This window comes from Oceanospirillum beijerinckii DSM 7166 (genome assembly GCF_000422425.1).
Classification (GTDB): Bacteria; Pseudomonadota; Gammaproteobacteria; order Pseudomonadales; family Halomonadaceae; genus Oceanospirillum; species Oceanospirillum beijerinckii.
In genome coordinates, this window is the sequence record NZ_AULT01000035.1 from 46,788 (window position 1) to 70,189 (window position 23,402).

23 protein-coding genes are annotated in these 23,402 nt (G+C 46.6%); 22 read left to right on the forward strand and 1 reads right to left on the reverse strand.

Annotated elements, in window-relative coordinates; all coding sequences use genetic code 11:
- The first annotated feature begins 381 nt into the window (after positions 1-381).
- The 22 genes from H579_RS29985 (at position 382) to H579_RS0111780 (ending at position 22,767) form a co-directional block, all read left to right on the forward strand.
- On the forward strand, positions 382-1,083 hold the full coding sequence (locus H579_RS29985; RefSeq protein ID WP_342662785.1) for an AMP-binding protein: 702 nt from the start codon (positions 382-384) through the stop codon (positions 1,081-1,083).
- A complete protein-coding gene (locus tag H579_RS29990) occupies positions 1,022-2,041 on the forward strand; it encodes an AMP-binding protein (RefSeq protein ID WP_342662786.1) in 1,020 nt (339 codons plus the stop codon). The genes H579_RS29985 and H579_RS29990 overlap by 62 nt, the downstream gene beginning before the upstream one ends.
- Positions 2,042-2,257: 216 nt before the next feature.
- Positions 2,258-3,019, forward strand: a complete 762-nt coding sequence (locus tag H579_RS0111680; RefSeq protein WP_028300830.1) for a 3-hydroxyacyl-CoA dehydrogenase — start codon at positions 2,258-2,260, stop codon at positions 3,017-3,019.
- Between the two features lie 24 nt (positions 3,020-3,043).
- Positions 3,044-4,201: an acyl-CoA dehydrogenase family protein gene (locus tag H579_RS0111685; RefSeq protein WP_028300831.1), complete on the forward strand. Its 1,158-nt coding sequence runs from the start codon at positions 3,044-3,046 to the stop codon at positions 4,199-4,201.
- Positions 4,202-4,506: 305 nt separating this feature from the next.
- The gene (locus tag H579_RS25385) at positions 4,507-4,923 is read left to right on the forward strand and encodes a flagellar protein FlaG (RefSeq protein ID WP_036566145.1); all 417 of its coding nucleotides are present in this window, start codon (positions 4,507-4,509) and stop codon (positions 4,921-4,923) included.
- Positions 4,924-5,065: 142 nt separating this feature from the next.
- On the forward strand, positions 5,066-6,064 hold the full coding sequence (gene pseB / locus H579_RS0111695) for a UDP-N-acetylglucosamine 4,6-dehydratase (inverting) (RefSeq protein ID WP_028300832.1): 999 nt from the start codon (positions 5,066-5,068) through the stop codon (positions 6,062-6,064).
- Positions 6,065-6,068: 4 nt separating this feature from the next.
- Positions 6,069-7,226, forward strand: a complete 1,158-nt coding sequence (pseC, locus tag H579_RS0111700) for a UDP-4-amino-4,6-dideoxy-N-acetyl-beta-L-altrosamine transaminase (RefSeq protein WP_028300833.1) — start codon at positions 6,069-6,071, stop codon at positions 7,224-7,226.
- Entirely contained in the window at positions 7,223-7,924 is a 702-nt protein-coding gene (gene pseF, locus H579_RS0111705; RefSeq protein WP_028300834.1) for a pseudaminic acid cytidylyltransferase, read from the forward strand. Before pseC ends, pseF begins: the two co-directional genes overlap by 4 nt.
- A 54-nt stretch (positions 7,925-7,978) precedes the next feature.
- On the forward strand, positions 7,979-8,131 hold the full coding sequence (locus H579_RS29125) for a hypothetical protein (RefSeq protein ID WP_157834609.1): 153 nt from the start codon (positions 7,979-7,981) through the stop codon (positions 8,129-8,131).
- Between the two features lie 25 nt (positions 8,132-8,156).
- On the forward strand, positions 8,157-8,378 hold the full coding sequence (locus tag H579_RS29460; protein ID WP_483814915.1) for a transposase: 222 nt from the start codon (positions 8,157-8,159) through the stop codon (positions 8,376-8,378).
- A gap of 689 nt (positions 8,379-9,067) precedes the next feature.
- Complete coding sequence (flgB, locus tag H579_RS0111720; RefSeq protein ID WP_028300835.1) at positions 9,068-9,469, forward strand: flagellar basal body rod protein FlgB; 402 nt, start codon at positions 9,068-9,070, stop codon at positions 9,467-9,469.
- A gap of 2 nt (positions 9,470-9,471) precedes the next feature.
- Positions 9,472-9,924 carry a flagellar basal body rod protein FlgC gene (gene flgC, locus H579_RS0111725; RefSeq protein ID WP_028300836.1) on the forward strand — a complete coding sequence of 151 codons (453 nt, stop codon included), beginning with the start codon at positions 9,472-9,474 and terminating at the stop codon, positions 9,922-9,924.
- Between the two features lie 17 nt (positions 9,925-9,941).
- The gene (locus H579_RS0111730; RefSeq protein WP_028300837.1) at positions 9,942-10,658 is read left to right on the forward strand and encodes a flagellar hook assembly protein FlgD; all 717 of its coding nucleotides are present in this window, start codon (positions 9,942-9,944) and stop codon (positions 10,656-10,658) included.
- 22 nt (positions 10,659-10,680) lie between these two features.
- On the forward strand, positions 10,681-12,864 hold the full coding sequence (locus H579_RS27885) for a flagellar hook-basal body complex protein (protein WP_051227558.1): 2,184 nt from the start codon (positions 10,681-10,683) through the stop codon (positions 12,862-12,864).
- Positions 12,865-13,008: 144 nt separating this feature from the next.
- The gene (gene flgF, locus H579_RS0111745; RefSeq protein ID WP_028300838.1) at positions 13,009-13,749 is read left to right on the forward strand and encodes a flagellar basal-body rod protein FlgF; all 741 of its coding nucleotides are present in this window, start codon (positions 13,009-13,011) and stop codon (positions 13,747-13,749) included.
- Between the two features lie 23 nt (positions 13,750-13,772).
- Positions 13,773-14,558, forward strand: coding sequence for a flagellar basal-body rod protein FlgG (gene flgG / locus H579_RS0111750; RefSeq protein WP_028300839.1), 786 nt, complete (start codon positions 13,773-13,775; stop codon positions 14,556-14,558).
- A gap of 45 nt (positions 14,559-14,603) precedes the next feature.
- Positions 14,604-15,272, forward strand: a complete 669-nt coding sequence (gene flgH, locus H579_RS0111755; RefSeq protein ID WP_028300840.1) for a flagellar basal body L-ring protein FlgH — start codon at positions 14,604-14,606, stop codon at positions 15,270-15,272.
- Between the two features lie 11 nt (positions 15,273-15,283).
- Complete coding sequence (locus H579_RS0111760; protein ID WP_036566148.1) at positions 15,284-16,372, forward strand: flagellar basal body P-ring protein FlgI; 1,089 nt, start codon at positions 15,284-15,286, stop codon at positions 16,370-16,372.
- 25 nt (positions 16,373-16,397) lie between these two features.
- Positions 16,398-17,438, forward strand: coding sequence for a flagellar assembly peptidoglycan hydrolase FlgJ (gene flgJ, locus H579_RS0111765; protein WP_028300842.1), 1,041 nt, complete (start codon positions 16,398-16,400; stop codon positions 17,436-17,438).
- A 359-nt stretch (positions 17,439-17,797) separates the two neighbouring features.
- Positions 17,798-20,662, forward strand: coding sequence for a flagellar hook-associated protein FlgK (gene flgK, locus H579_RS0111770; protein WP_028300843.1), 2,865 nt, complete (start codon positions 17,798-17,800; stop codon positions 20,660-20,662).
- An 11-nt stretch (positions 20,663-20,673) separates the two neighbouring features.
- Positions 20,674-21,900: a flagellar hook-associated protein FlgL gene (gene flgL, locus H579_RS0111775; protein WP_028300844.1), complete on the forward strand. Its 1,227-nt coding sequence runs from the start codon at positions 20,674-20,676 to the stop codon at positions 21,898-21,900.
- Positions 21,901-21,960: 60 nt separating this feature from the next.
- Positions 21,961-22,767: a hypothetical protein gene (locus H579_RS0111780; RefSeq protein ID WP_036566151.1), complete on the forward strand. Its 807-nt coding sequence runs from the start codon at positions 21,961-21,963 to the stop codon at positions 22,765-22,767.
- A gap of 48 nt (positions 22,768-22,815) precedes the next feature.
- Here the strand turns inward: H579_RS0111780 and H579_RS0111785 are convergent.
- Positions 22,816-23,402 (reverse strand): transposase (locus H579_RS0111785; RefSeq protein WP_028300846.1); only part of this gene is annotated, 587 nt, incomplete at its 5' end.

Genomic DNA, 23,402 nt, shown 5'->3' on the forward strand with positions numbered 1-23,402 from the left:
TTTTAAAAGCAGTTACCTCGTGTGACTGATGTGCTGCTGGGTGTTTTAAAGATAATCTGCGCAAATTTTTTAATCGTTATGACCTTGCTAAGGCTCGCTTTTTGCGGGCCTTTTTTGTTTTTTTAATCCAATGGATGAAAAAAACTGTTTTTCAGGGCTTGCACCAAAACCTCAGGATAGCTAAATTGTTATAAAACCGAGCGCTTGCTAGTTTTTCTGGTTGAAACACAACCGGTCGCATCAAGGCGCTTTTTTTAGGGATAAGGGATGACGTTAACGTAAACGTTATTTGTTCCGGTCTGGTACGAGCTAAGCCAGACCTGATGGATTGAGCCATAACAAAAACAATTTCTGGCATTTGGACTTTCGGAGACCCTAACAATGCAAACAAACCACTACCCGGCCTTTATGGCTGACTTCTCAATGGATCAGGTTGAAGAGAAATTTCTGGGCAGCCTGAAGGAAGGTTTTAACGCCTGTGTGGAGTGCTGTGATAAGCAGGTACAGGCGGGCAAGGGCGATGAGATTGCGCTGTACTATGAAGGTATCGGCGGAGTCAGCTCGACCCACAGCTGGGTTGAACTGCAGAAAAAATCGGCACAGTTTGCCAACTTCCTGAAATCTCAGGGTGTTAAAGCCGGTGATCGTATCTCCTGTATGCTGCCACGTACCCCTGATCTGCTGGTAGTGGTATTGGGTACCTGGCGTATTGGCGCGGTGTATCAACCACTGTTTACCGCTTTTGGTTACGAAGCTATTGAGTATCGTATTACTCAGTGTGACGCCAAAGTGGTGGTGACTGACGATGCTAACCGCAGTAAGTTTGACCAGGTCAACGGTCTGCCAACGGTCGTACAGGTCTGTGCTGATCAAGAGACCGCAGAAGCGAAAGGTGACCTGCACTTTGATACGGTCATGGCTTCCTTCAGTGACGAGTGTGAGCCTGTGGTTCTGGATGCTGAGCAGCCGTTCCTGCAGATGTTCACCTCGGGTACTGTCGGTAAGTCCAAAAGGTGTTGCGGTGCCTTTGAAGGCGCTGCTGGGCTTCTATATCTATATGAAGTATGCCGTTGGTCTGGATGATCATGATAAGTACTGGAACGTGGCTGATCCGGGTTGGGCGTATGGTCTGTACTACGCGATCACAGGTCCACTGTGCATGGGCATAGCCACGCACTTTAACGAAGCGGGCTTCACTACCGAAAATACCTACGAAATGCTGGAAAAATACCAGATCACCAATCTGGCTGCGGCGCCTACTGCTTATCGCATGATGATGGCCAGCGATGCTCATAAAGAGATGAAACCTAAGCTGGCGCTGCGTCGTGCCAGCTCTGCTGGTGAACCTCTGAGTCCTGAGGTGGTGAACTGGGTATCCGATGTACTGGGTTGTCCGGTGATGGATCATTACGGCCAGACTGAAACCGGTATGACCTGCTGTAACCACCACTCTCTGGAGCATAAGGTGCATATCGGTGCTATGGGTTACGCTCTGCCAGGTTACCGTGTTGTAGCCCTGGATGAGAACTACAATGAAGTGAGTGCCGGTGAAGAAGGTCAGTTCGCAGTCGATATGGAAAACTCACCTGCGTTCTTCTTCCAGGGTTACACCTGGCAGGAGAAAAAACCGTTCCACGGTAAATACTACCTGACCGGTGACATGGTGTTTGAAAACCGCGATGGCATCTTCCAGTTCAGTGGTCGTGACGACGATATCATCACTACTGCAGGTTACCGTGTCGGTCCTGCGGATGTGGAAGGTACTGTACTGGAGCACGAAGCCGTAGCAGAAAGTGCCGCCGTAGGTAAACCAGATGCTAAGCGTGGCCACATTATTAAGTCCTACGTGGTACTGCGTGACGGTCATGAGGGCTCTGATGAGTTGGTGCAGGATATCCAGAATCTGGTGCGTGAGCGTCTGTCTACCCACGCCTTCCCACGTGAAATTGAGTTTGTGGATCAGTTGCCAAAAACACCGTCTGGCAAGATTCAGCGCTTTATCCTGCGTCAGCAAGCACATGAAGAGGCTCAGACAGCATAAGTTGTGTGAGTCGCCCGCTAAGGTGGATAGCCGCTATATAAGATAAGGGCTGCTGGCACCCGGCAGTTTGTTTCAACGGTCGGGTGTGAGTGAAAAATAGTTAAGGTTTAGCAACCAGAATTAAAGGGCGAAGATGACGACCTGATCCGTTCGATCCAGGGTGCGGCACTGTCGCCCTCTTTTTTAATCATTGATTACCAGCATAGAGATAAGACGATGCAGATTTCCGGTAAAACATTTTTAGTGACAGGTGCCAGCTCAGGTCTGGGTGAAGCGACAACCCGTAGTCTGATCGAGCAAGGCGCTAACGTGGTACTGGCCGATATCAATAAAGCCGGTATCGAACTGGCGGCAGAGCTGGGTGAAAGTGCTAGCTTTATCGCTACTGACATCACCTCTGAAGAAGATGTGCAGAATGCAGTAAATCTGGCGGTAGATTCCTACGGTGCTCTGCATGGCGTAGTACATTGTGCGGGTATTGTTGTCGTACAGAAACTGCTGGATCGTGAACTGAATCCGGCTTCTCTGGAACTGTTTGCCAAGGGTGTGAATATCAACCTGGTAGGTACTTTCAATGTGAACCGTCTGGCCGCTCAGGCGATGGCGAAAAATGAGCCTATGGCGGATAACGAGCGCGGTATCATCATCAACACGGCATCTATCGCCGCATTTGATGGTCAGATCGGTCAGGCGTCTTACTCCTCTTCTAAAGCCGGTGTAGCGGGTATGGCACTGCCACTGGCCCGTGAGCTGTCCCGTCACGGTATCCGGGTTATGACCTTGGCGCCAGGTGTGTTTGAAACACCCATGATGAGTGATATTCCGGATGAAGCAGTGGAAGCACTGGGTAATGCGGTACCTTTCCCGAAACGTTTGGGCAAACCTGCCGAGTTTGCGGCGATGGCGTGCCACATTATCGAAAATACCATGCTGAACGGCGAAGTGATTCGTCTGGACGGCGCGATCCGTATGGCTTAAGGCCGTTGCTGAGGAGATAACCGTATGCATATGGCATTAACCGAAGAGCAGCAGATGATCCAGGATATGGCGCGTAAATTCGCTCAGACCGAGCTGGAGCCTGTTGCTGCTGAACTGGATCACACCGGTGATCAAACCATCCTGCTGGCTAACCTGAAAAAGCTGGCTGAGCTGGGCTTTATGGGTCTGAATGTCAGCGCTGAGTACGGTGGTACGGAAGCGGGTGTGGTGGCTTTTAGTGTGGCTATGACCGAGATCGCCCGTGCCTGTGCTTCAACTGCTGTGACCATGTCGGTAACCAACATGGTGGCCGAAGTGATTCAGGTAGTGGGTAACGAAGCACAGCGTCAAAAGTACCTGCCTAAGCTATGTAGCGGTGAATACCCGGCGGGTAGCTTCTGTTTAAGTGAAGCCAATGCTGGTTCTGACCCGTCTGGTATGCGTACCAGCGCCGTGAAGGACGGTGATGACTGGGTGATCAATGGCGCTAAGCAGTGGATCAGTAGTGCCGAATACGCCGGTGTCTTTGTGGTATGGGCAGTCACCGATAAGGCTGCGAAGAAAGGTAAGGGTATCAGTTGCTTCCTGGTGGATGCCGACAACCCGGGCGTTAAGATCAGCAAAGCGGAAGACAAGATGGGCCAGAAGGCCTCTGCCACCAACGAAGTGCTGTTCGATAACTGTCGTGTACCGGATTCTGCCATTATGGGCGAGCTGAACGATGGTTTCCGTATTGCCGTAGCGGAGCTGGCCGGTGGTCGCATCGGTATCGGTTCCCTGGCGCTGGGTATTGGTAGTGCGGCGATGGACTATGCAGCCCGTTACACCAAGGAACGTGAGCAGTTCGGTCAGCCGATTGCCAACTTCCAGGGGCTGCAGTGGATGATGGCCGATCATTACACCGAACTAGAAGCGGCGCGTCTGCTGCTGATGAGTGCAGCGTGGAAGAAAGAGCAAGGCCAGCCGTTTGCCAAAGAAGCCTCTATGGCCAAACTGTTTGCTACTGAAAAAGCTAATACCGCGTGTTATTCAGCGTTGCAGCTGATGGGTGGTAACGGTTATGTCAAAGAGTACCCACTGGAGCGTTTTGCCCGTGATGTCCGTGTGACCTCGATCTACGAGGGTACCAGTGAGATCCAGCGTGTGATTATCGCGCGGGAAATCCTGAAAGAGCTGGATTGATCACTGCGTTCAGTTTTACTTTTATTGTTGCCTCTGTATCTTTTGGCGCTGTCGTTTGGCAGCGTTTTTTTGTTTGTTGCTTTAAATGAAGCACAAGAGATAGCTAAAATCTATCGTCTCTGGTGGTGGGGACAGCTTTGTTACTGATTGAAAGGAAAGGCAGTTATCGAAAGTTGAGATCTGTTAAGATTAAGCTTTGTCTATATTCATCTTCATAGCCCCTAGCGCGGTGTTAGAGGAGATTAAAGCTTTTCTGGTAATGGCCGAGTATCAATAATAGAGAACCCTTTAATAGAGGACTTGTTATGAAAATTGATAGCCTAAGCCAAAGTGTTGTGTCCTTTGCAGACGATGATTCCACTGGGAAGAGAGTTATTGAGAATGCTCTTCCTGCTTATGAGCAAAATGATATTTTGGGAGGGCTAGATGAGCGCTCTCCTGATATTAATGCGGGTACAGACGCTAGCGATGATGAGTTGCTCGGTATCCTGGATAAGGTGAATCAATTTGCTGAAGCTCAGCAGGTCGGTTTGCGTCTCAAGGTTGATGATGATACAAGAAGAATTGTAGTCAGCATGGTTGACAATGGCACAGGAGAGGTAATTCGGCAAATTCCGTCAGAGTTCGCACTAAAGTTGTCTAAGGAAATTGATGAGGCGATTCAGGAGTCGTCAATGCCTAATCCTGAGCAGCTTTTTAGCTTATTTTCTGAGGAGGCTTAAGGGTTGCTCCTGTCATAAAAATATACGAGCGAAGCGTAGCTGAGAAAGAGAGATGATTCTGTGTTTTGTCATTTAGGCTCTGTATCGAAGTAATGGCTGTACGATGAATGCTCAAACGGGATTGTACTTTAGGAAGGTAAAAATGTTTGATAATGCAACTATATTGATCACTGGTGGAACAGGATCTTTTGGTAAAAAATATACCCAGATTATTCTTGAAAAGTATAAGCCTAAAAAAATCATCATTTTTTCTCGGGATGAACTGAAACAGTTCGAGATGCAGCAGATTTTTAATGATCCATGCATGCGCTACTTTATTGGCGATGTGCGAGACTCAAGTCGAATGATGGAAGCTATGGATGGTGTCGATTATGTGATCCATGCTGCAGCGATGAAACAGGTGCCTGCCGCTGAATATAATCCGATGGAGTGCATCAAAACCAACATAGATGGGGCTGAAAATGTCATTAAAGCCGCAATCGCTAATAATGTTAAACAGGTTATTGGCTTATCGACAGATAAGGCGGCAAACCCAATCAACCTCTATGGTGCAACAAAACTAGCTTCTGATAAATTATTTGTTGCTGCAAATAATATGGTCGGAAGTAGAGACACCAAGTTTTCTGTAGTGCGTTATGGTAATGTTGTTGGCTCAAGGGGGTCTGTTGTCCCCTTCTTCAGAAAGCTGATTCAGCAAGGTTGTGATGAGCTACCGATTACCCATACTGATATGACCCGCTTTATGATCACTTTACGGCAGGGCGTTGAGTTCGTTTTGAGAAATTTCGAGCGTATGCATGGCGGAGAAATTTTTGTACCAAAAATTCCTTCTATGCGCATGACCGAGCTTGCTAAGGCGCTAGCACCTGAGTTGAAACACAAAGTTATAGGCATAAGACCTGGTGAGAAGCTTCATGAGATTATGTGCCCAGCGGATGATTCCCACCTGACATTGGAGTTCAGTGATCATTATGTCATCTGCCCTACCATTCAGTTTGCGAATCAAGCAGACTTTTCTGAAAACAGGTTAGGTGAGAAGGGCACACCTGTAGCACAGGGCTTCGAATACAATTCCGGCAACAACACGGATTGGTTAAGCCATGAGCAGTTCTTGGCGATGGCAAATAGTATTGGTGACTGACTCAATGATCCCATATGGAAAACAGGATATTAATCAGGAGGACATTGATGCTGTTGTCGATGTTCTGACATCTGATTTTTTGACTCAGGGGCCTCGGGTTCCAGAGTTTGAGGCTGCATTAGCTAATTATTGCAATGTTAAACACTGCGTTGCTGCCAATAGTGCCACTTCAGCGTTGCATTTGGCTTGTTTGGCATTAGGACTTAAGCAGGGCGATTGGCTTTGGACCTCTCCTGTAACATTTGTAGCGTCTGCTAACTGTGCCCGTTATTGCGGTGCGGAAGTGGATTTTGTCGATATTGATGCTGACACCTACAATATTTCCGTTGTAGAACTTGAAAAGAAGTTAATCAATGCGGAGAAAGCAGGTCACTTACCTTCCGTTTTGGTTGCTGTTCATTTAACCGGTCAACCGTGTCAAATGGAAGATATTTACGCTTTGTCACGGCGTTTTGGTTTCAAAGTGATTGAAGATGCCTCCCATGCAATTGGTGGAAGATATAAAGGTAAGCCTGTAGGCAATTGCCAATATAGCGATATTACCGTCTTTAGTTTTCATCCTGTCAAGATTATTACAACGGCAGAAGGTGGCGCTGCCGTTACTAAATCAGAGCAACTTCATAAGAAGATGCTACTGCTGAGAAGCCATGGCATTACCCGGGATGATGCGTTAATGACCCATGAATCGGATGGTCCTTGGTATTACCAACAGATCGATCCGGGCTTTAATTATAGGATGACTGAGTTGCAAGCAGCGCTTGGGGTCTCTCAACTCAAGCGTATTGATCGTTTTGTTAAGAGAAGACATGAGTTGGCTGACCGATACAATAAACTTCTGTCATCTTTACCAATCATATTACCTTGGCAACACCCTGATAGTTATTCAGGTCTTCATCTCTATGTTATCCGGTTGCGGCTGGATGAAATTTCAAAGTCCCATAAGAAAGTGTTCAATGAGCTTAGGGCGGCAGGCATAGGTGTAAATCTACACTATATTCCTGTCCATACTCAGCCATACTATAAGAGCTTAGGCTTTGAATATAATGATTTTCCGGCTTCAATTGAATATTACAGGACAGCAATAAGCTTACCGATGTTTCATGCAATGACTGATGAACAGCAGGATAGGGTTGTTCAGGTATTAAGAGATATAGTGTCATGAATTTGTGCGTTATTCCTGCTCGTGGAGGCAGTAAAAGGATACCGGGAAAGAACATTAGAGAATTCTGCGGTAAACCAATGATTGCGTGGTCTATCGAGAGAGCGATTGAGAGCGGAGCTTTCGACAAGATCATAGTCTCGACGGATAGTTCTGAGATTGCTGAAGTTGCAAAAAGCTATGGTGCCGAAGTGCCGTTCATTCGGCCTGAAGAGTTAGCTGATGACTTCACAGATACCTTGCCTGTCATAAAGCATGCAATTACCGCTATGGCTGACCTTGGCCTTAATTACAAATATGTATGCTGCCTGTATGCCACGGCCCCGTTCGTACTGGTAAACGATTTAAAAAAAGGGCTAGGCTGTCTTATGAATAAACCTATCGATTATGCTTTTAGCGTAACCAGCTATGCTTTTCCTATACAGAGGGCGTTAAAGGTTAATGGGAACGGAGGCATTGAGATGTTGCATCCTGAGCATAGACTGACTCGTTCACAGGATCTTGAGGAATATTGGCATGATGCAGGTCAGTTTTATTGGGGGGCTGTCGATGCATGGCTATCGCAGAGAAAGATCTTTTCGGATCGATCAGCACCTGTTGTACTTGATCGTTATCGTGTGCAGGACATTGATACAATGGCCGATTGGGTTAGGGCAGAGTTGATGTTTAAAATGATGCAGACTGAAGGTAGAGGGAATTAGTCAGGCCTGAGAAATTATTAACAGACTATTTTTAAAAAAATTAGCTATTTGGGCATGGATGATTTCGACCGGGGCGGTAAGTTGTGTCTTCAGTTTCTGGTCGAAAATGGCTCTGATATGCTGACTAAAAGCCCTTCTGATTCTGCCCAATTCAGCTTTTTCGATATCATCAATCAGCTGATGATACTCACCCCTTACTCGCCTTAAGTCGTGCTATTGACGACTTAAGGCGCTGGAACTGGAATTTTCATCTCTTTACAGCACAATAGGACGTAAAGCTAAACTGATTCGTTTGATGACCGGCCTTCTGATGCTCAAGCAGCTGTATGACCTGAGTGATGAAGCCATTGTTGAACAGTGGCAAATGATTCCTTACTACCAGGCGTTTTGTGGTGCAACCCTCTTTCAAACAACACCGCCCGATTTTTATGGTGAAATACAGCCGCTCATTTAAGATTTTGTTAGCTCAAGAGTGCCTTAATGGTGCTGCAGCTCACTAGTTGAGCCGTAAGCACAACATTTCAAAGAGTATAATTCGATATTGGCGGGCGCTTTATAAAGCCAATGCAGTACGATCATTTCTCCCTACCTACTCAGAAGTGCCCTCCACTAGTAATGTTGTGAACTTTAAAACAATGAGAACTCATTATTTCAACTCAGGATGAGGCGCTGAGTCGTCAGTATTGGCGGTCAAGTGTCCTGGGCTGGTAAGGCAGCTGATTAAACTAGGTCGATTATGCCGTAAACACTAGCTAGAAATGCATCAACTTGTTTACTGGCAAAGTGTCTTCCGTAATCGTCAACGGGATAAAATCAAAATTCTCTGCTGGATCGTAATGTCTCTATCTACAGTGGTTTACAGGGAGCAATATATCCATTGATAGTGCAGTGCGAGACCAGTAGCTGGGTGGTTGAGATATATATACTTTCAAGCTCATCTAACTTGAGCAAGCAGAAGCTGAGATCACTCAAAGGATTATAGGTTTATTAAAAGCGGCAATGCACTTCCGCTTTCCTTTTTTCTCCTTTTTTATCTCATCTGGATGATCTGTTTTTTGTATTTAGTTCTTTGTTTTTATTGATGTTTTTATTTATGGTATGGAAATTGTATATATATTGGGAAAGTTAATGGTGGGGCAGGCTATGACCGCAATCAGTTTTGACAATGCTCTTGGTATTCACCCAGATGCACTACGTGTTCGCTCTCAGCGTTCTGAAATTTTGGCTAATAATATCGCGAACGCAGATACGCCAAATTTTAAAGCGCGTGACCTGGATTTTAAAGGTTTGCTGAAGGGTGAATATGAAAAACGAGATCGTATGGCATTGGACCGCACCCACAGTAATCATATTCCGGCGGAAGCCATTACGACTGATAGTGCGCTGAAATACCGTATTCCTACACAGCCAGCCATTGATGGCAATACTGTAGAAACGGATATAGAGCAGGCTCAATATGCACGCAATGCCCTTGAGTTTCAGTCCAGCTTTACCTTTTTGAATAGTAAATTCAAAGGGTTAAGTAAAGCGCTGAGGAGTGAATAATTATGTCTCTGGGAAAAGTATTTGATATTGCCGGTAGCGGTATGGGGGCGCAGTCACTGCGTCTGAACACCACCGCCAGTAACATGGCTAACGCGCAAAGCGTTAGTAGCAGTGTGGATCAAACTTATCGTGCCCGTAAGGCCGTGTTTGCCCCTATGCTGGAGAGTTACAAGTCCGGCGAACCAGGTAGCCCGGTGACGAGTTTTGATCCTCGTCATAGCGCAGGTGAAGGTGTGCAGGTGTTGGGTATCGTAGAGAGTGATGCTCCGCTGCAACGCCGGTTCGAACCCGATCACCCTATGGCCAATGAACAAGGCTATGTATTTTACCCAAATGTCAATGTTGTGGAAGAAATGGCTGATATGTTGTCGGCATCTCGCTCGTTTCAGACTAATGTTGAAGTCATGAACACCGCAAAGCAGATGTTGCAGCGCGTGTTGACGTTGGGTCAGTAGGAGCGAGGTGTTGAGTCATGACGAATGTAAGTAACAGCGCAGATTTTTGGGCAAGGTACAGCGTTGAGGGTAAGCAGACTGCGGCAAAAGCTGCGGAGCAGGCGACCAACGACCCGAATGCCATGGGGCAAACTGAATTCCTGGAACTGATGATGGCTCAGTTGAAGAATCAGGATCCATTAAGCCCTCAGGATAATACCGAGTTTATTGCTCAGTTGGCTCAGTTTTCATCCGTAGAAGGTATTCAAAGTATGAATACCAGCGTGGATAGTTTGGTCGACTCTTTCAAGTCTAGTCAGGCATTACAGGCGTCGGCATTAGTTGGAAGGAAAGTTCAAATCGAAGGCTCTCTTGTGCCAGCTAAAGAGGGAGAAGGGGTTTCAGGTACTGTTGAAGTGCCTGAAGGTAGTCAAAATTTATCAGTTGTTGTTCACAATGCTGCTGGTCAGGCGGTCGCTGAATTGGATATGTCTGGATATGCGTCTCCTTCTGGAGCTTATCCCTCGGGGCAGATCCCGTTTGAGTGGGATGGCAAAGATGCAGAAGGTAATCCTGCGCCAGCAGGGGTTTATTCAGTTTCAGCTGTTTCGAATGTTCAAGGCAATGCGCAAACGCTGGGTACAAATGTCAATGTCAATGTTGATAGCGTGACCTTGGGTAATGGTGGGCAGATTACATTGAATCTCGCGGGATATGGTTCAATGAGTCTTTCTGATGTTAAAGAGTTTCACTGATTGTTTTCAGGGGAGATAAAAAATGGCAGTGTTCAGTACGGCAATCTCAGGGTTACAAGCGTCTAATAAAAACCTGGCAACAATCGGTAATAACGTAGCAAACGCCAGTACCGTCGGTTTTAAAAGTTCACGTGTTGAGTTTGGCGATCTTTATTCAAAGAGTAGCTTGACTATGGGATCTGATCAGCCTGGAAATGGTGTTCAGGTTGCTGCAATTAGCCAGCAATTCCACGGAGGTGGTGTTACATATACCCAGAATAACCTAGATATGAAAATCCAGGGCAATGGTTTTTTTATCGTAAATAACCCAAGTCAGCAGCAGGATCTATACACTCGAGCAGGTACTTTTGGGTTGGATGATGATGGCTTTGTCGTTACAAACCAGGGTTATCGTGTTCAGGGTTTTCCGGCAAATCCAACTGGTACAGGTATTTCTGTTGGTGCTCTTGGAGATATTCAAATTCCAGCCTCAAAGCTCAATCCTCAGGCAACAACTGAGGTTGAAATGGCATTTAACTTGGACGCCAGTCAATTGCCACCATCAAACTTTGAGTTTGATCCGGCTGATCCAGAAACCTATACCCATATGTATCCAACAGAGATTTATGATTCTTTGGGTAATGCTCACACAATGACACAGTACTTTGTTAAACAGCCATCGTATGAGCCTGAGTTTGGTGAACCATCCAGAGCACTGGAAGCGATGCTGCGCTACAGTGAGTCCGGTACTGATGCTCTGTCTGCAGGTGATGCTGCAGACGGTGCAACGATTGATAGTGATATTGCTGATTTGCTGACAACCAGCGGTTTCGCGGGATTTAATGCCGCAGCTTCAACATTTGACGTTGATCCTTATGCCGCTGGTGATGACTATGATTCAGCTACTACCACGGATGCTCAACGGGCAACTCAGCTGCAGAATATCCATGATGGGCTGAATACGCTGGTGAATAACAGTACGGGCAAGGAAAAAGATTTCTATCAGGCTGCTTATGATGAGCTGACAGGCTACTTGCCTGCATTGACATCTGGCTCTTTGTCTGCGGCATCGATCAGTGTTTTTGAGGGGGCAATGGATGCTGTTCGCGGTGTTTCTCAAAGTCCGCAGAATACCGCTTGCGCCAAACTGGATACTCTGGCCGGTATGGCTAAGAACCTGTTGATTAACAGCGCTGCTACTGTTGACCCTAACTCCGATGCGTTAAATATTGATCTTGATCCCAATAATCCGGGGATGATTGATACTGCGGCAGCACCATATAATGGAGCGGATCCGGTTCAGGATGTCGGTGACATTATCACTGACCTGAAAGACTCTATACAGGCTCTGCTCGACGGTGCGGATTTGCCGGGTTCTGTGGCGAGACCGGCAACTAGTGCTCAATGGCCTGTAGCGGGTACGGACTTTAATCTTGAATCAACCTCTCCTACGTTGCTGACTGATGAAGAAAAGTCTGTCTACAAACTGGCGTTGGATGCTCTGAATGAGTTGTCGGTTAGCTTAGATGATGGTTCTGGTAATGTAGATAGTGCCGCTGTGATTGAAACGCTGAAAACTTTGGAAACCGGAAGTGCTGATAATCGCTGGCAAATGCATGCGTATGTTGAAGGTGAAAAAGTCACGGATGGCAACGCGGGAAGCCCAGACTACTTTTCATTTAGTTTTGATGAGTTTGGTGCCCTTTCCAGCCCTCCGCCAGTGATCTCTGTTAAGGACTGGGTGCCTGTCAATGCTCTGTCTGGACCAACAGGTTCATCAACACCACAGGATTTTGTGATTAATCTGACAGGAACAACGCAGTTTACCGGGTCGCTCAGTGCCGACACCGTGAGTCAAGATGGTCATGCCTCTGGTGAGTTATCGGGCTTAGAGGTGGACGATGAGGGGGTTATAAGTGCTCGCTATACCAATGGTGTATCAACATTGGTTGGCCAGGTTGCTATCGCTAACTTTCGAAATGAACAAGGCTTAACACCTGTAGGTGGTACAAGCTGGGAGGCATCTGCTGATTCTGGTGTGGCCGTTGTTAATGCGCCTGGGTCTGGTGTCGCGGGTACAGTGCGTTCCGGTGCCCTTGAAGACTCTAATGTGGATTTATCAGAAGAGCTGGTGAAAATGATCCTTGCTCAGCGTGATTATCAGGCGAATGCTAAAACAATTCAGGCTGCAGATACCCTGACGCAGACGATCATTAATCTGAGATAACCTCAGAAAAAATCTAAAAAATATTAGTTTGGCATAAGGCTTGCATTTACTTAGGTAAATGCAAGCCTTTTGCCGTTTATAGGGGCTGAAAAAGCGGAAAACGGCAAAGGACATCCTGCTACAAGGCAAGAATGAGGTCTCACAATGGATAAAGCGTTATATATCGCGATGACCGGCGCCAAGAACAATATGATGGCGCAGACCGCGCGGGCCAATAACCTGGCTAATGCCAATACCACAGGCTTTAAGGCAGACTTTGAACAAGCACGGGCAATGCCTGTGTTTGGTGAAAGTTTCCCCACCCGAGTCTATTCCCTGAGTGAGCGCCCTGCGACTGACATGAGCAGTGGTGCTTTTATCGAAACCGGTCGTTCACTGGATCTTGCCATTCAGGGCGATGGTTGGATTGCCGTAGAGTCTAGCCTGGGCGATGAAGCTTATACCCGCTCAGGAGAACTGATGATTGATGCCAGCGGTGTGTTAAGAACCGGTAAAGGTCTGCCGGTGATGGGAGAGGGTGGCCCTATCGTTGTTCCTCCTGCTCAGCATGTAGAAATTGGTGTTGATGGCGTGATCACGATTCAGCCTCAGGGTGCTGGCCCGAATGAGGTGGCCCAGATTGATCGCATTAAACTGGTAAATCCAGATAAGCAAGAGCTGGAAAAAGGCTTGGATGGCCTAATGCGTCAGCGTAATGGCGAACCGGCGGATGCGGATGGTTTTGTGCGGGTAGAATCCGGTTTTCTGGAGGCGAGTAACGTGAATGCCGCAGCAGAACTGATTAACATCTTGTCCCTGACCCGTCAGTACGAGATGCAAACCAAGATGATGAAGACAGTGGATGAGAACTCCGCTTCGGCAGCTTCCGTAATGCGGATGCGCTAGGGCTGAATTAAGAGGGTAAGGTTATGCACGCAGCATTATGGGTAAGTAAAACAGGTTTAAGTGCGCAGGATACACAGTTGCGTACGATTTCGAATAACCTGGCTAACGTCAGTACTGTAGGTTTTAAGAAAGAGCGCGCGATCTTTCAGGATCTGTTGTATCAACAGGTGCGTCAGCCAGGGGCTCAGTCTTCATTAAATACGCAACTGCCTTCTGGTTTGCAGCTGGGTACCGGTGTACGTACTGTCGCGACTCAGAAGATGCACACTGAAAGCAGTCTACAGATTACGGATCAGCCGTTGGATATGGCCATTGATGGCCGTGGTTTCTTCCAGATTCAGATGCCGGACGGTACCTTGGGCTATACCCGTAACGGTCAGTTTCAGGTGAATGCGGAAGGTCAGGTTGTTACCGCAACAGGTTTTCTACTTGAGCCAGAAATTCAGGTGCCAGAAAATGCGCAATCTGTCAGCATCAGTCGTGATGGTATTGTTGCGGCCCGTATACCTGGTCAAACTAATGAGCAGGAACTGGGTCAAATCACAGTCGCGGACTTTGTAAACCCAGCCGGTTTACAGGCCTTTGGTGGTAACCTGTACCGTGAAACAGCGGCTTCCGGTGCGCCAATTGTCGGAGTGCCCGGTGATGAGGGCATAGGTACGACCGAACAGGGTATGCTGGAAAATTCTAACGTAAACGCCGTAGAAGAGCTGGTGAATATGATCTCTACCCAGCGGGCGTATGAGATGAACTCTAAAGTTGTCTCTACTGCTGATTCTATGCTGCGTAATCTGACTCAGACTTTATAACGCGCTGATCGCAATAACGAATAGATCGAATTGATAGGTGACCGTATGTTGCAGGTAAAACGTTTAATGGCTATTTCGCTTCTGCTAACCCTGGCGGGTTGTCAGAAAGAAGCTATGGTAAAACCGGATGATCCTTTTTACGCACCGGTGCAGCCCAGTCATATGGCGCCACCGCCTGCCAGCAACGGTTCTCTTTATCAGCAGAATTATAGTATGTCATTGTTTGGTGATCGTAAGGCTTACCGTATTGGCGATCTGATTACAATTCAGTTAACAGAAACAACGTCATCTAAAAAATCGACCAATGCGACTCACTCAAAAAGTAATGAAATTACTATCGCTAATCCAACGATTTTTGGTAAAAGCCCTGTAGACTTATCCACATCGGTTTCGAATGAAACTGATTTCTCGGGCAATGGTTCTGCAAATCAGAGTAATAGTTTGCAGGGTAGTATTACTGTAACTGTTCATCAGATCTACCCTAATGGACTGATGTTCGTGAAAGGTGAAAAGTGGCTGAATCTGACCAATGGTTCAGAGGTGATTCGTGTCAGCGGTCTGCTGCGACCTGATGATGTATCACCGGAGAATATTGCACAGTCCACCAAGATGGCTGATGCCCGTCTGACATATAGTGGTACCGGTGATCTGGCTGAAAGTACCCGTCAGGGCTGGCTATCTCGCTTCTTTAATAGTGATTACTGGCCGTTTTAAGGAGAGATAAGATGTTTGTTCGAATTTTAATGGCAGTAGCTCTGTTGTGGAGTGGTCTGGTACAGGCTGAGCGTTTAAAAGACATCAGTAATGTGGATGGTGTGCGCACTAACCAGCTGATTGGTTATGGTCTGATTGTGGGGTTAAGTGGTACGGGTGATAAAGCACCCTTTACCAACCAGACTTTCGCGAACATGATGAATCAATTCGGTATTACCTTGCCTGCGGGTGTTGATCCTAAATCGAAAAACATTGCGGCGGTAACCGTACATGCGGAGTTGCCACCCTTTGTTAAACCGGGTCAGCGTATCGATATCACAGTATCTTCTATCGGTAATGCGGCCAGTCTACGTGGCGGTACTCTATTGATGACTCCACTGCGTGGTGCGGATGGCAATACTTATGCTGTGGCTCAGGGGAGCTTGGTTGTAGGTGGCCTGGGCGCTGAAGGCGCGGATGGCTCCCGTATTCAAGTGAATGTACCCAGTGTGGGCCGTATCCCCAACGGTGCGATTATTGAGCGTGCTGTAGCCCATAACTTTTACGGTGGTGACTCCATCACCTTTAACCTGCATCGCGCAGATTTTACTTCTGCCAAGCGTGTGGCTGAGCGTATTAATGATCTGTTGGGCGATCAGGTGGCTCAGGCGATTGATGCGGTATCTGTGCGTGTGCGTGCACCCCGTGACCCATCTCAGCGTGTGAGCTATCTGTCGGTCCTGGAGAATCTGGAAGTCCAGCCGGGCGAAGAGGCGGCTAAGATTATTATTAATTCCCGAACTGGTACGATCGTGATCGGGCAGAATGTTAGAGTCTCTCCTGCTGCTGTGACTCACGGAAGTCTGACCGTTACTATTACTGAAGCGCCGCAAGTCGTGCAGCCAGAGCCTCTGGCCAATGGTGAGACTGCTGTTCAACCTGTGTCTAATATCGATGTGCGTCGAGATGATTCTACGATGTTTAAGTTTGCTCCTGGTATTACCTTGGATGAGATCGTACGTGCAGTGAATCAGGTGGGGGCGGCACCGGGTGATTTGATGGCAATTCTGGAAGCTCTGAAACAAGCAGGCGCATTAAAGGCCGATCTGGTGGTAATCTAAGGCTTCTGAGTTAAGGAGACAGCAGATGATCAGCAACAAATATGATCAGTCCAGAGTATTTACCGATGTAAAGGGGCTGGAATCACTGAGAAAAGGTGCTCGTGAGGATGACCCTGAGGCGCTGAAAGAGGTCGCGCGTCAGTTTGAAGCGATGATGGTGCAGATGATTATGAAAAATGCCCGTCAATCCAATGAGCTTCTGTCCAAAGACGGTATTTTTGATAGTGAACAGCTGCGCTTTTACCAACAGATGTTTGACGAGCAGATGAGTGTCAACATCACTAAAGGTGGTACTTTTGGTCTGGCTGATGTGCTGGTGCGTCAGCTGAGTAAAGATTTTGGTATGGAGCCGGTGGATGCTAACGGCAATAAAAAGCCACCAGCGACTATCCAGGATATGTTGGACCGTGGCAGTAAGTTTCCGGCCAGTCGTTACGATCCTGAACTGATGGCACAGTGGCGGGAGAAGTTTGCCGCTGAGCGGGAAAAAGTTGCCGCTGATAAAGCGGATGCCGAAGCTGTTCAGGCTGTGGCTAAACAAGCGGAGATTAAAGCCGCTAAGTTGGAAAAAGGCTTTGAGTCACCGGAAGAGTTTATTCGTGAGTTATATCCGGCAGCAGAGCGTGCGGCAAAAGAGCTGGGTGTCAATCCTGCTGTGATGCTATCCCAGGCTGCCTTGGAAACAGGATGGGGGCGTTATATGATCCGGGATAGCTCAGGTAAAAACAGCTTCAATCTATTTGGTATTAAGGCTGATCGTCGTTGGGAAGGTGAGCACGCTGTAGTATCCACTCTAGAGTACCGTGGTGGTGTTGCTCAGCGGGAAAGTGCGGCTTTTCGTGCTTATGATAGCTACGAAGATAGCCTTAAGGATTATGCCAGTTTCCTACAGAGCAATCCTCGCTATACGAATGCATTGAGAAATGCCAACGATCCGGTTGCTTTCACTAAAGGATTGCAAGATGCAGGCTATGCGACTGACCCTGCTTATGCGAAAAAAATTCAACGTATCCTGGCTAGCCCCGTGATGGCTAAAGCATTGTCAGCACCTTCTAACAAAGGCTAATCCTTTCTTCTATTATCTGAGTTATTTGCTAATCCCCCTGCTCAAGCTGGGTAGGGGATTTCTTGTTCTCAGTTCTTTGTCTCCTTTCTGGTCTTTGCTATACCCGTTTTAGATGGTCGTACTCTAATTTGCTTATGATCTTCTATCTACAGCGCTTTTTTATCCTTACTCATTGATTTTATTTTATATAAAAATAATTGGCATGTTTTGTGCTTATATAGATGTAATTAAGAAAGATCGGCAAAGCTATGCCGAGCCTCCCGGATTGTGCTGTATTAGCCAGCTGTCTTTGGTTATCCGGGTCAATTATATATATCGGGTAGCTTGTGCCAGGTTGCTTCCCGTAAAGGAGAGTAAAGATGTCAGAGCTGATTAAGATCGGGAGTACAGGTGTAAGAGTTAACCAGCTGAACTTGCAGGTGACAGGTCACAATATTGCTAATGTTGATACAGATGGTTATTCACGCCAGCAAGCTTTGCAGGTGACTAATCCGGCTTTGATACGGGGAGATGGTCACTATGGTCAGGGCACCAACACAGAGACTATTCGCAGAATTGTCAACGAATTTACAGTGACACAGCTGCGCAATGACACGAGCCTGGCTAAAGAACGGGAGATGATTCTGGAATATGCTCAGCAGCTGGATAACTTGCTGGCCGACCCTGATTCATCGCCGGGTAACGCCCTGAATGAATTTTTCTCTGCGATGCAGTCTCTGGCTGATGACCCAAATAACATGACACTGCGTAATCAGGTCATGGCGCAGTCTGACTCTCTGGCTCAACGATTTAATCTGATGCAGGAGCGTTTCGATGTTATGCAGGATTCCGTTAATGTTCAGCTGAATAGTTCCATTGCTGAAGTTAACAGGATTGCAGCCAACATTGCAGACCTTAATGAAGGAATTATTGTTGCTGAAAGTAAAAACAGTCTCCCAGCTAATGATCTGCGAGATGCCCGAGAAGAACAATTGAGGCTGTTAAGCGAATATGTTGATGTAAAAGCAACGGCGATTAATGACGGCTCCTTATCCGTTATGATCGGGGATGGTTTCCCTCTGGTTGTGGGTAAGAACTCCTATGAACTGGAAGTTGAGCCTCTGGGTAATGATATCCAGAGACTAGGGGTGTTTTACCCTGATAGGGAAGGCAATCGAGATGTGACAAACCTGATCCGGGGTGGCGAGTTGGGTGGGTTATTGACGTTTCGTGATGAAATGCTATTGCCTGTGCGTAATCAGGTTGGTCGTCTGGCATTAACCATTGCTAAAACATTCAATGATCAGCACAAGCTTGGTATCGACCTTAACAACGAAGCTGGTAGTAATTTTTTCACAGATGTGAATAGTCAGAGCGCAATGCAGAACCGTGTTTCTTCCTTTAAGGACAATAGTGCCAGTACGGATCTGCGGCTGAATGTAGAAATTACGGACACTTCAAAGTTGTCAGATAGAGATTATGTACTTAAAGCGATGGATACGGATCCTCTGACGTTCAATATTTTTGACACAGATGGCAATCAGCTTCGTTTTGAACTTAAAGATTCAGCTGGCAATGTATCTAACCCATCCTCTGTTACTCTGGAACAGCTTAACAGGCATACAGATACTGGAGGCTACAACGCTGATGGCATTGCCATCTCCGTAGAGGGTTTTGAACTCTATCTGGCATCCGCAAATAACACCACTGTTTCACCAGGCGATCGCTTCATGATCCAGGCATCACGATATGCTGCTGGTGAAATCAGCCGAGAGATAACCACGGCAGAGGAGCTTGCTATTGCACTGCCCTTGAGGTCTGAGGCTTCGGTTGCAAACTTCGGTAGTGGTGAAGTGCGAAGTGTTGTGGTGAATGACACTTATATCTCTGGTATTGCAGATACTAAGCCACTGGCTGTCAGTTCTAGTCCTAACCCGAATGGCGTGAATATGGCGGATCCTGCTGATCCATCTAATCTGATTCCAACAGAGACAGGGTCTTATGCTTTTGTCGATTCCCGTGATGGGTCTTTCAAAATGTATCTTGATACTGCGCTAGGGGCAGTGAGTGGTTCTTTGGTTGCTGATATTGCAACCGCTAGCACAACGGGTGCCACAGTAGCAGGTAACTCTCGGGCGGTAGCAGATGAGATTTCAGCGGCTGCAGCAGGCCTTACCACGGCAATGGATAAATCTGTAATTGGTGCTGCTTATACTGCGGCTGATGCCATTGCAGATCACGAGCAAGATATCCTTGACTATGCGGCTGCAGCTGCAGCTGTGGCAACAACAGAGTCGGTAAGAGCCGGGGCAACGGTTGATTCTGTAGCTGATGCAGTAAAAGGTTACCTAGAGGACCAGGGGGCTTCCAGCCAGGTGATTTCGGATACTCTTGCAGGTATTAAAAGTGCTGCGAATCCAGCGGATGCAGCTGGATTTGCTTCTTATGATGTGGCTGCTGCTTATACCCGGGATGCACTGAAAAGTGCGAGTGTTGACCCTGCAGTGATTACAACCACATTGGCAGCTATTGCGACGGCCAAAACCGGTGCTACTTCTGGAGTTAGTGTCAGTCAGGCTCAAATGTCTTCATTTGCTAAGACTGCCGCTGACGATGCTGCAACTAAAAAAGCAGATGACATTACTACAAAAACGGGTGTTGCTGCGGTGGGTGTTGCTGCGACTGACTCTGGTCTTTATGAGCTTAAAAATGGTGTGGATATTCAATTCACATCGGAAAGTGCGACAGTGCCTGGTGAGCTGAACTATGACGTGCGTGATCCGGATACGGGTGCCATTCTATTTCAGGGAACCTTTACCCAGGGGCAGGAAAAAGAGCTACTGCCGTCAACCTGGGGTATTCAGCTGAGTATTGCCGGTAATCCTGCTGTGGGTGATAGTTTCTCTACAACCTACAATACCGATGGTGCCGGTGATAACAGCAATGCATTAATGCTGACTGCGTTGCAGGGAGAGCCAACACTGGAAGGTGATATGAGCTATCAGGATGCTTACGCCAGTACGACAACCAGTGTAGGTTCTCAGACCGCTGAAGCAAGAATTACTGCTCAGTCCGGCGCCGCAATTCTTGAGCAGACAACAAACCTGCGCGACAGTGTATCCGGTGTGAATATGGATGAAGAGGCGGCAAACCTTGTCCGCTTCCAGCAGGCATACAATGCATCATCTCAGATTATCAGCACCGCAAGACAGTTATTTGACACTCTTCTGGCAGCCGTAAGATAAGGAGTTTTATCATGCGTATTTCAACTTCAATGATTACTCACAACAGCATCAACGGCATGTTGAGAAAGCAAACTGAGCTTGCAAATACCTCTAATCAGATGGGGTCAGGTAAGCGGGTTATGACCCCATCAGATGACCCGGTAGCCAGTGCTATGGCTTTTAACGCAAAAAATAAGCTGGAGAATATCGAGCAGTACGGAAAAAACATTGATTATTCCCGTAAGAGTATGCAGACGACAGAAAGTACACTGAGTAATATGCATAATCGCCTGCAGAAAGTAAAACAGTTGGCTATTCAGGCAAATAGTGATGCGCTAAGTAAGGAAGACCGACAGACCATTGGTCTTGAAATAAAGGAAATTACCGGGCAGCTGGAAAAGCTAATGAATACCCGGGATGAAAGTAATAACTATATTTTTGCGGGCAGTAAGGTAAATACTCCGCCTTTTGCTCGGCAACGTGATGGTAGTTACGTTTATCAGGGAGATGCAACAGAGCGGAAGCTGCAGATTTCCGATACTACCTTTGTATCGCCTTTTATCTCCGGTGAAGCGGCATTTCAGAACATTGATAATGTTCAGCAGATCAGAAGTTACGCGCTGAGTTCTAATGATTCAGAGGAAACTATTGGTGTAACAGGTAGCACCGGGTTTCTGGAAGATAACCATGTTGGGGAATATAAGCTGACATATAATGCCGCTAACAACTGGACTATTGAATTACCAACAGGGGAGCAGTTGACTAACCAGAATCCGTCTGCTGATAGTGATGTAGACCTTGATGATCTGGCTGCATTTATTAATAAGAGCGGTGGTGATGTTGCTCTGTCACCACCAGATCCTGTTCCTGCACCTGGTGATGAGTTTGTTTTGGTCTTTGATAACAAAAAAGAAGGCCTGCTGACAGGTATGCAGCGTTTTGATAAAGCTCTGAGTGATTTTAGTGGTGAGCAATATCAGAAGGATGCGATCAATGATGTTGTTGCAAAAGCAGATCATTGGTTGAATGCTGTGGCTGATGCTCGTTCTGTTATTGGCACAAGAGAAAATGGAATGGATACTATCAGGTCAAATAATGAAGACCTTCAGCTGTATCTGAAGAGTAATGTCTCTGAGCTTGAGGATCTGGATTATGCAGAAGCAACAGGGCGTTTTATGTTACAGCAGACAGCTTTAACTGCATCTCAACAGACATTTTCTAAGGTTGCCCAGTTATCATTATTTAATTATATCAGATAGAACGCAGCTCAATATTAGTTGTATAGTAGAAAGTATCATGATAGATGGGAGGTTAAGCAGTTGAGTGTAAATAAAGGTTATGATGATATAGTTGTCAGATTGTTAAATGGTGCATCGCTTTCCAGTGTCATGGTACCAGACCCAGCATTACCTAGTAATCAGCCAGCGCATGATGAAACCTACAAAATGAATTTTATTTATTTTGATGGCAATAAATTCTTTGCTCATGCAAATATGATGCATCGAGGTATGAGACCAACTCCTGCTACTGGTCAGTATCAATCGATTCAAGCATTCTGCTACTCATATGGCTATAATGGCTTAATGATCATCAACACCCCTTATTTGAAGTATGCTTCATTCGGTGATATTTCTGGCCGCTACTCAGAATTTAAATGGGTTGTGAGAGATGACTTTGAGACTGTTTGGGATTCTGACAAATCCTCTAATACAAATCTATTAAGAAAAGCGGTATTAGAGGGTAGAGATATAAAAATGGCTATTAAGGATGATGAAGGGTATTGGTCGGTTCTGCCTGCCGACTTAGTCAATATTGATCAAGGGACGGATAACTTTAACATCAGGAGTGAGACAGGGACTTCAGATGTTAATCTCCATAATAAAGAAAAAGGACTGAATGTTGTTTTAGAGCATGTAAGTCCACTTCTTAAAAAAGATAGCTCTAAATTTGTTATTTGTCCAAGCCACTCAATTCAAGTGTATTATGCGTGCTTCTCAGATGGGACTTATTATAATCATTTTGATGAAGCACGAGAAACAGTAAGGGAATATCAGGGGCTTAAAATATTTGCTAGAAAGGATATGAGAGTATCTGTTAATGAGTATCCATATAATCCTGGTAGTTAGTCAGCCCTGAAAAAGTCAGGTTTCTACCTAACGGAGTATCCGTTGGCTTTATTGCTTCAAGAAATAAAGCCAACCGACTTTCTGCTCCCCACCTGCAGCTTGTAAGACAACCAAAGCCTGAATGACACCCCGGTATTCAAACAAAAAGAAAAGGCTCATCCATTTCCTCAAATTCCAGGCACAAGCCGCCATTAACAGGTTTATTGCATCACCTTCGCTACCTTTCAGCCAGTTCCTGGAAAGTCGATAATCCTGTTTCAGATGCCCTATGATGGGTTCAATCGCTGATCGCCTCCTGCAGAGCGTCCTCTTTCGGTTCCTCTCTTGTTCGCTGTCTCTTTTCAACGGTGGGCTAGGCAAAATAACTTCGGCATCAACCGTGCGCTTTGAACCTCGATACCCCCGATCAACCACTGCCGCTTCAATTGGCGCCTGTCGACATTGTTCGGCATGATCCAGAGCGGATTTGAGTGTTTTAGAATCGTGCTCATTGCGCTCATGGCTAACAACACCTACGATCACCTGACTGTCTAACGTGGTGACAACTGAAGCTTTTTGGCCATATTCATAAGGCTTATGGTCTTTGCCTTTCCCGACACAGTAAACGTCCGGCTCATGCAGGCTATAAATTTTAT

What these genes read in the sequence shown, in the direction of transcription:
- H579_RS29985 (WP_342662785.1), top strand. Translation starts at nt 382, where the DNA reads ATGCAAACAAACCACTACCCGGCCTTTATGGCTGACTTCTCAATGGAT.
- H579_RS0111680 (WP_028300830.1), top strand. Translation starts at nt 2,258, where the DNA reads ATGCAGATTTCCGGTAAAACATTTTTAGTGACAGGTGCCAGCTCAGGT.
- H579_RS0111685 (WP_028300831.1), top strand. Translation starts at nt 3,044, where the DNA reads ATGCATATGGCATTAACCGAAGAGCAGCAGATGATCCAGGATATGGCG.
- H579_RS25385 (WP_036566145.1), top strand. Translation starts at nt 4,507, where the DNA reads ATGAAAATTGATAGCCTAAGCCAAAGTGTTGTGTCCTTTGCAGACGAT.
- pseB (WP_028300832.1), top strand. Translation starts at nt 5,066, where the DNA reads ATGTTTGATAATGCAACTATATTGATCACTGGTGGAACAGGATCTTTT.
- pseC (WP_028300833.1), top strand. Translation starts at nt 6,069, where the DNA reads ATGATCCCATATGGAAAACAGGATATTAATCAGGAGGACATTGATGCT.
- pseF (WP_028300834.1), top strand. Translation starts at nt 7,223, where the DNA reads ATGAATTTGTGCGTTATTCCTGCTCGTGGAGGCAGTAAAAGGATACCG.
- H579_RS29125 (WP_157834609.1), top strand. Translation starts at nt 7,979, where the DNA reads ATGGATGATTTCGACCGGGGCGGTAAGTTGTGTCTTCAGTTTCTGGTC.
- flgB (WP_028300835.1), top strand. Translation starts at nt 9,068, where the DNA reads ATGACCGCAATCAGTTTTGACAATGCTCTTGGTATTCACCCAGATGCA.
- flgC (WP_028300836.1), top strand. Translation starts at nt 9,472, where the DNA reads ATGTCTCTGGGAAAAGTATTTGATATTGCCGGTAGCGGTATGGGGGCG.
- H579_RS0111730 (WP_028300837.1), top strand. Translation starts at nt 9,942, where the DNA reads ATGACGAATGTAAGTAACAGCGCAGATTTTTGGGCAAGGTACAGCGTT.
- H579_RS27885 (WP_051227558.1), top strand. Translation starts at nt 10,681, where the DNA reads ATGGCAGTGTTCAGTACGGCAATCTCAGGGTTACAAGCGTCTAATAAA.
- flgF (WP_028300838.1), top strand. Translation starts at nt 13,009, where the DNA reads ATGGATAAAGCGTTATATATCGCGATGACCGGCGCCAAGAACAATATG.
- flgG (WP_028300839.1), top strand. Translation starts at nt 13,773, where the DNA reads ATGCACGCAGCATTATGGGTAAGTAAAACAGGTTTAAGTGCGCAGGAT.
- flgH (WP_028300840.1), top strand. Translation starts at nt 14,604, where the DNA reads ATGTTGCAGGTAAAACGTTTAATGGCTATTTCGCTTCTGCTAACCCTG.
- H579_RS0111760 (WP_036566148.1), top strand. Translation starts at nt 15,284, where the DNA reads ATGTTTGTTCGAATTTTAATGGCAGTAGCTCTGTTGTGGAGTGGTCTG.
- flgJ (WP_028300842.1), top strand. Translation starts at nt 16,398, where the DNA reads ATGATCAGCAACAAATATGATCAGTCCAGAGTATTTACCGATGTAAAG.
- flgK (WP_028300843.1), top strand. Translation starts at nt 17,798, where the DNA reads ATGTCAGAGCTGATTAAGATCGGGAGTACAGGTGTAAGAGTTAACCAG.
- flgL (WP_028300844.1), top strand. Translation starts at nt 20,674, where the DNA reads ATGCGTATTTCAACTTCAATGATTACTCACAACAGCATCAACGGCATG.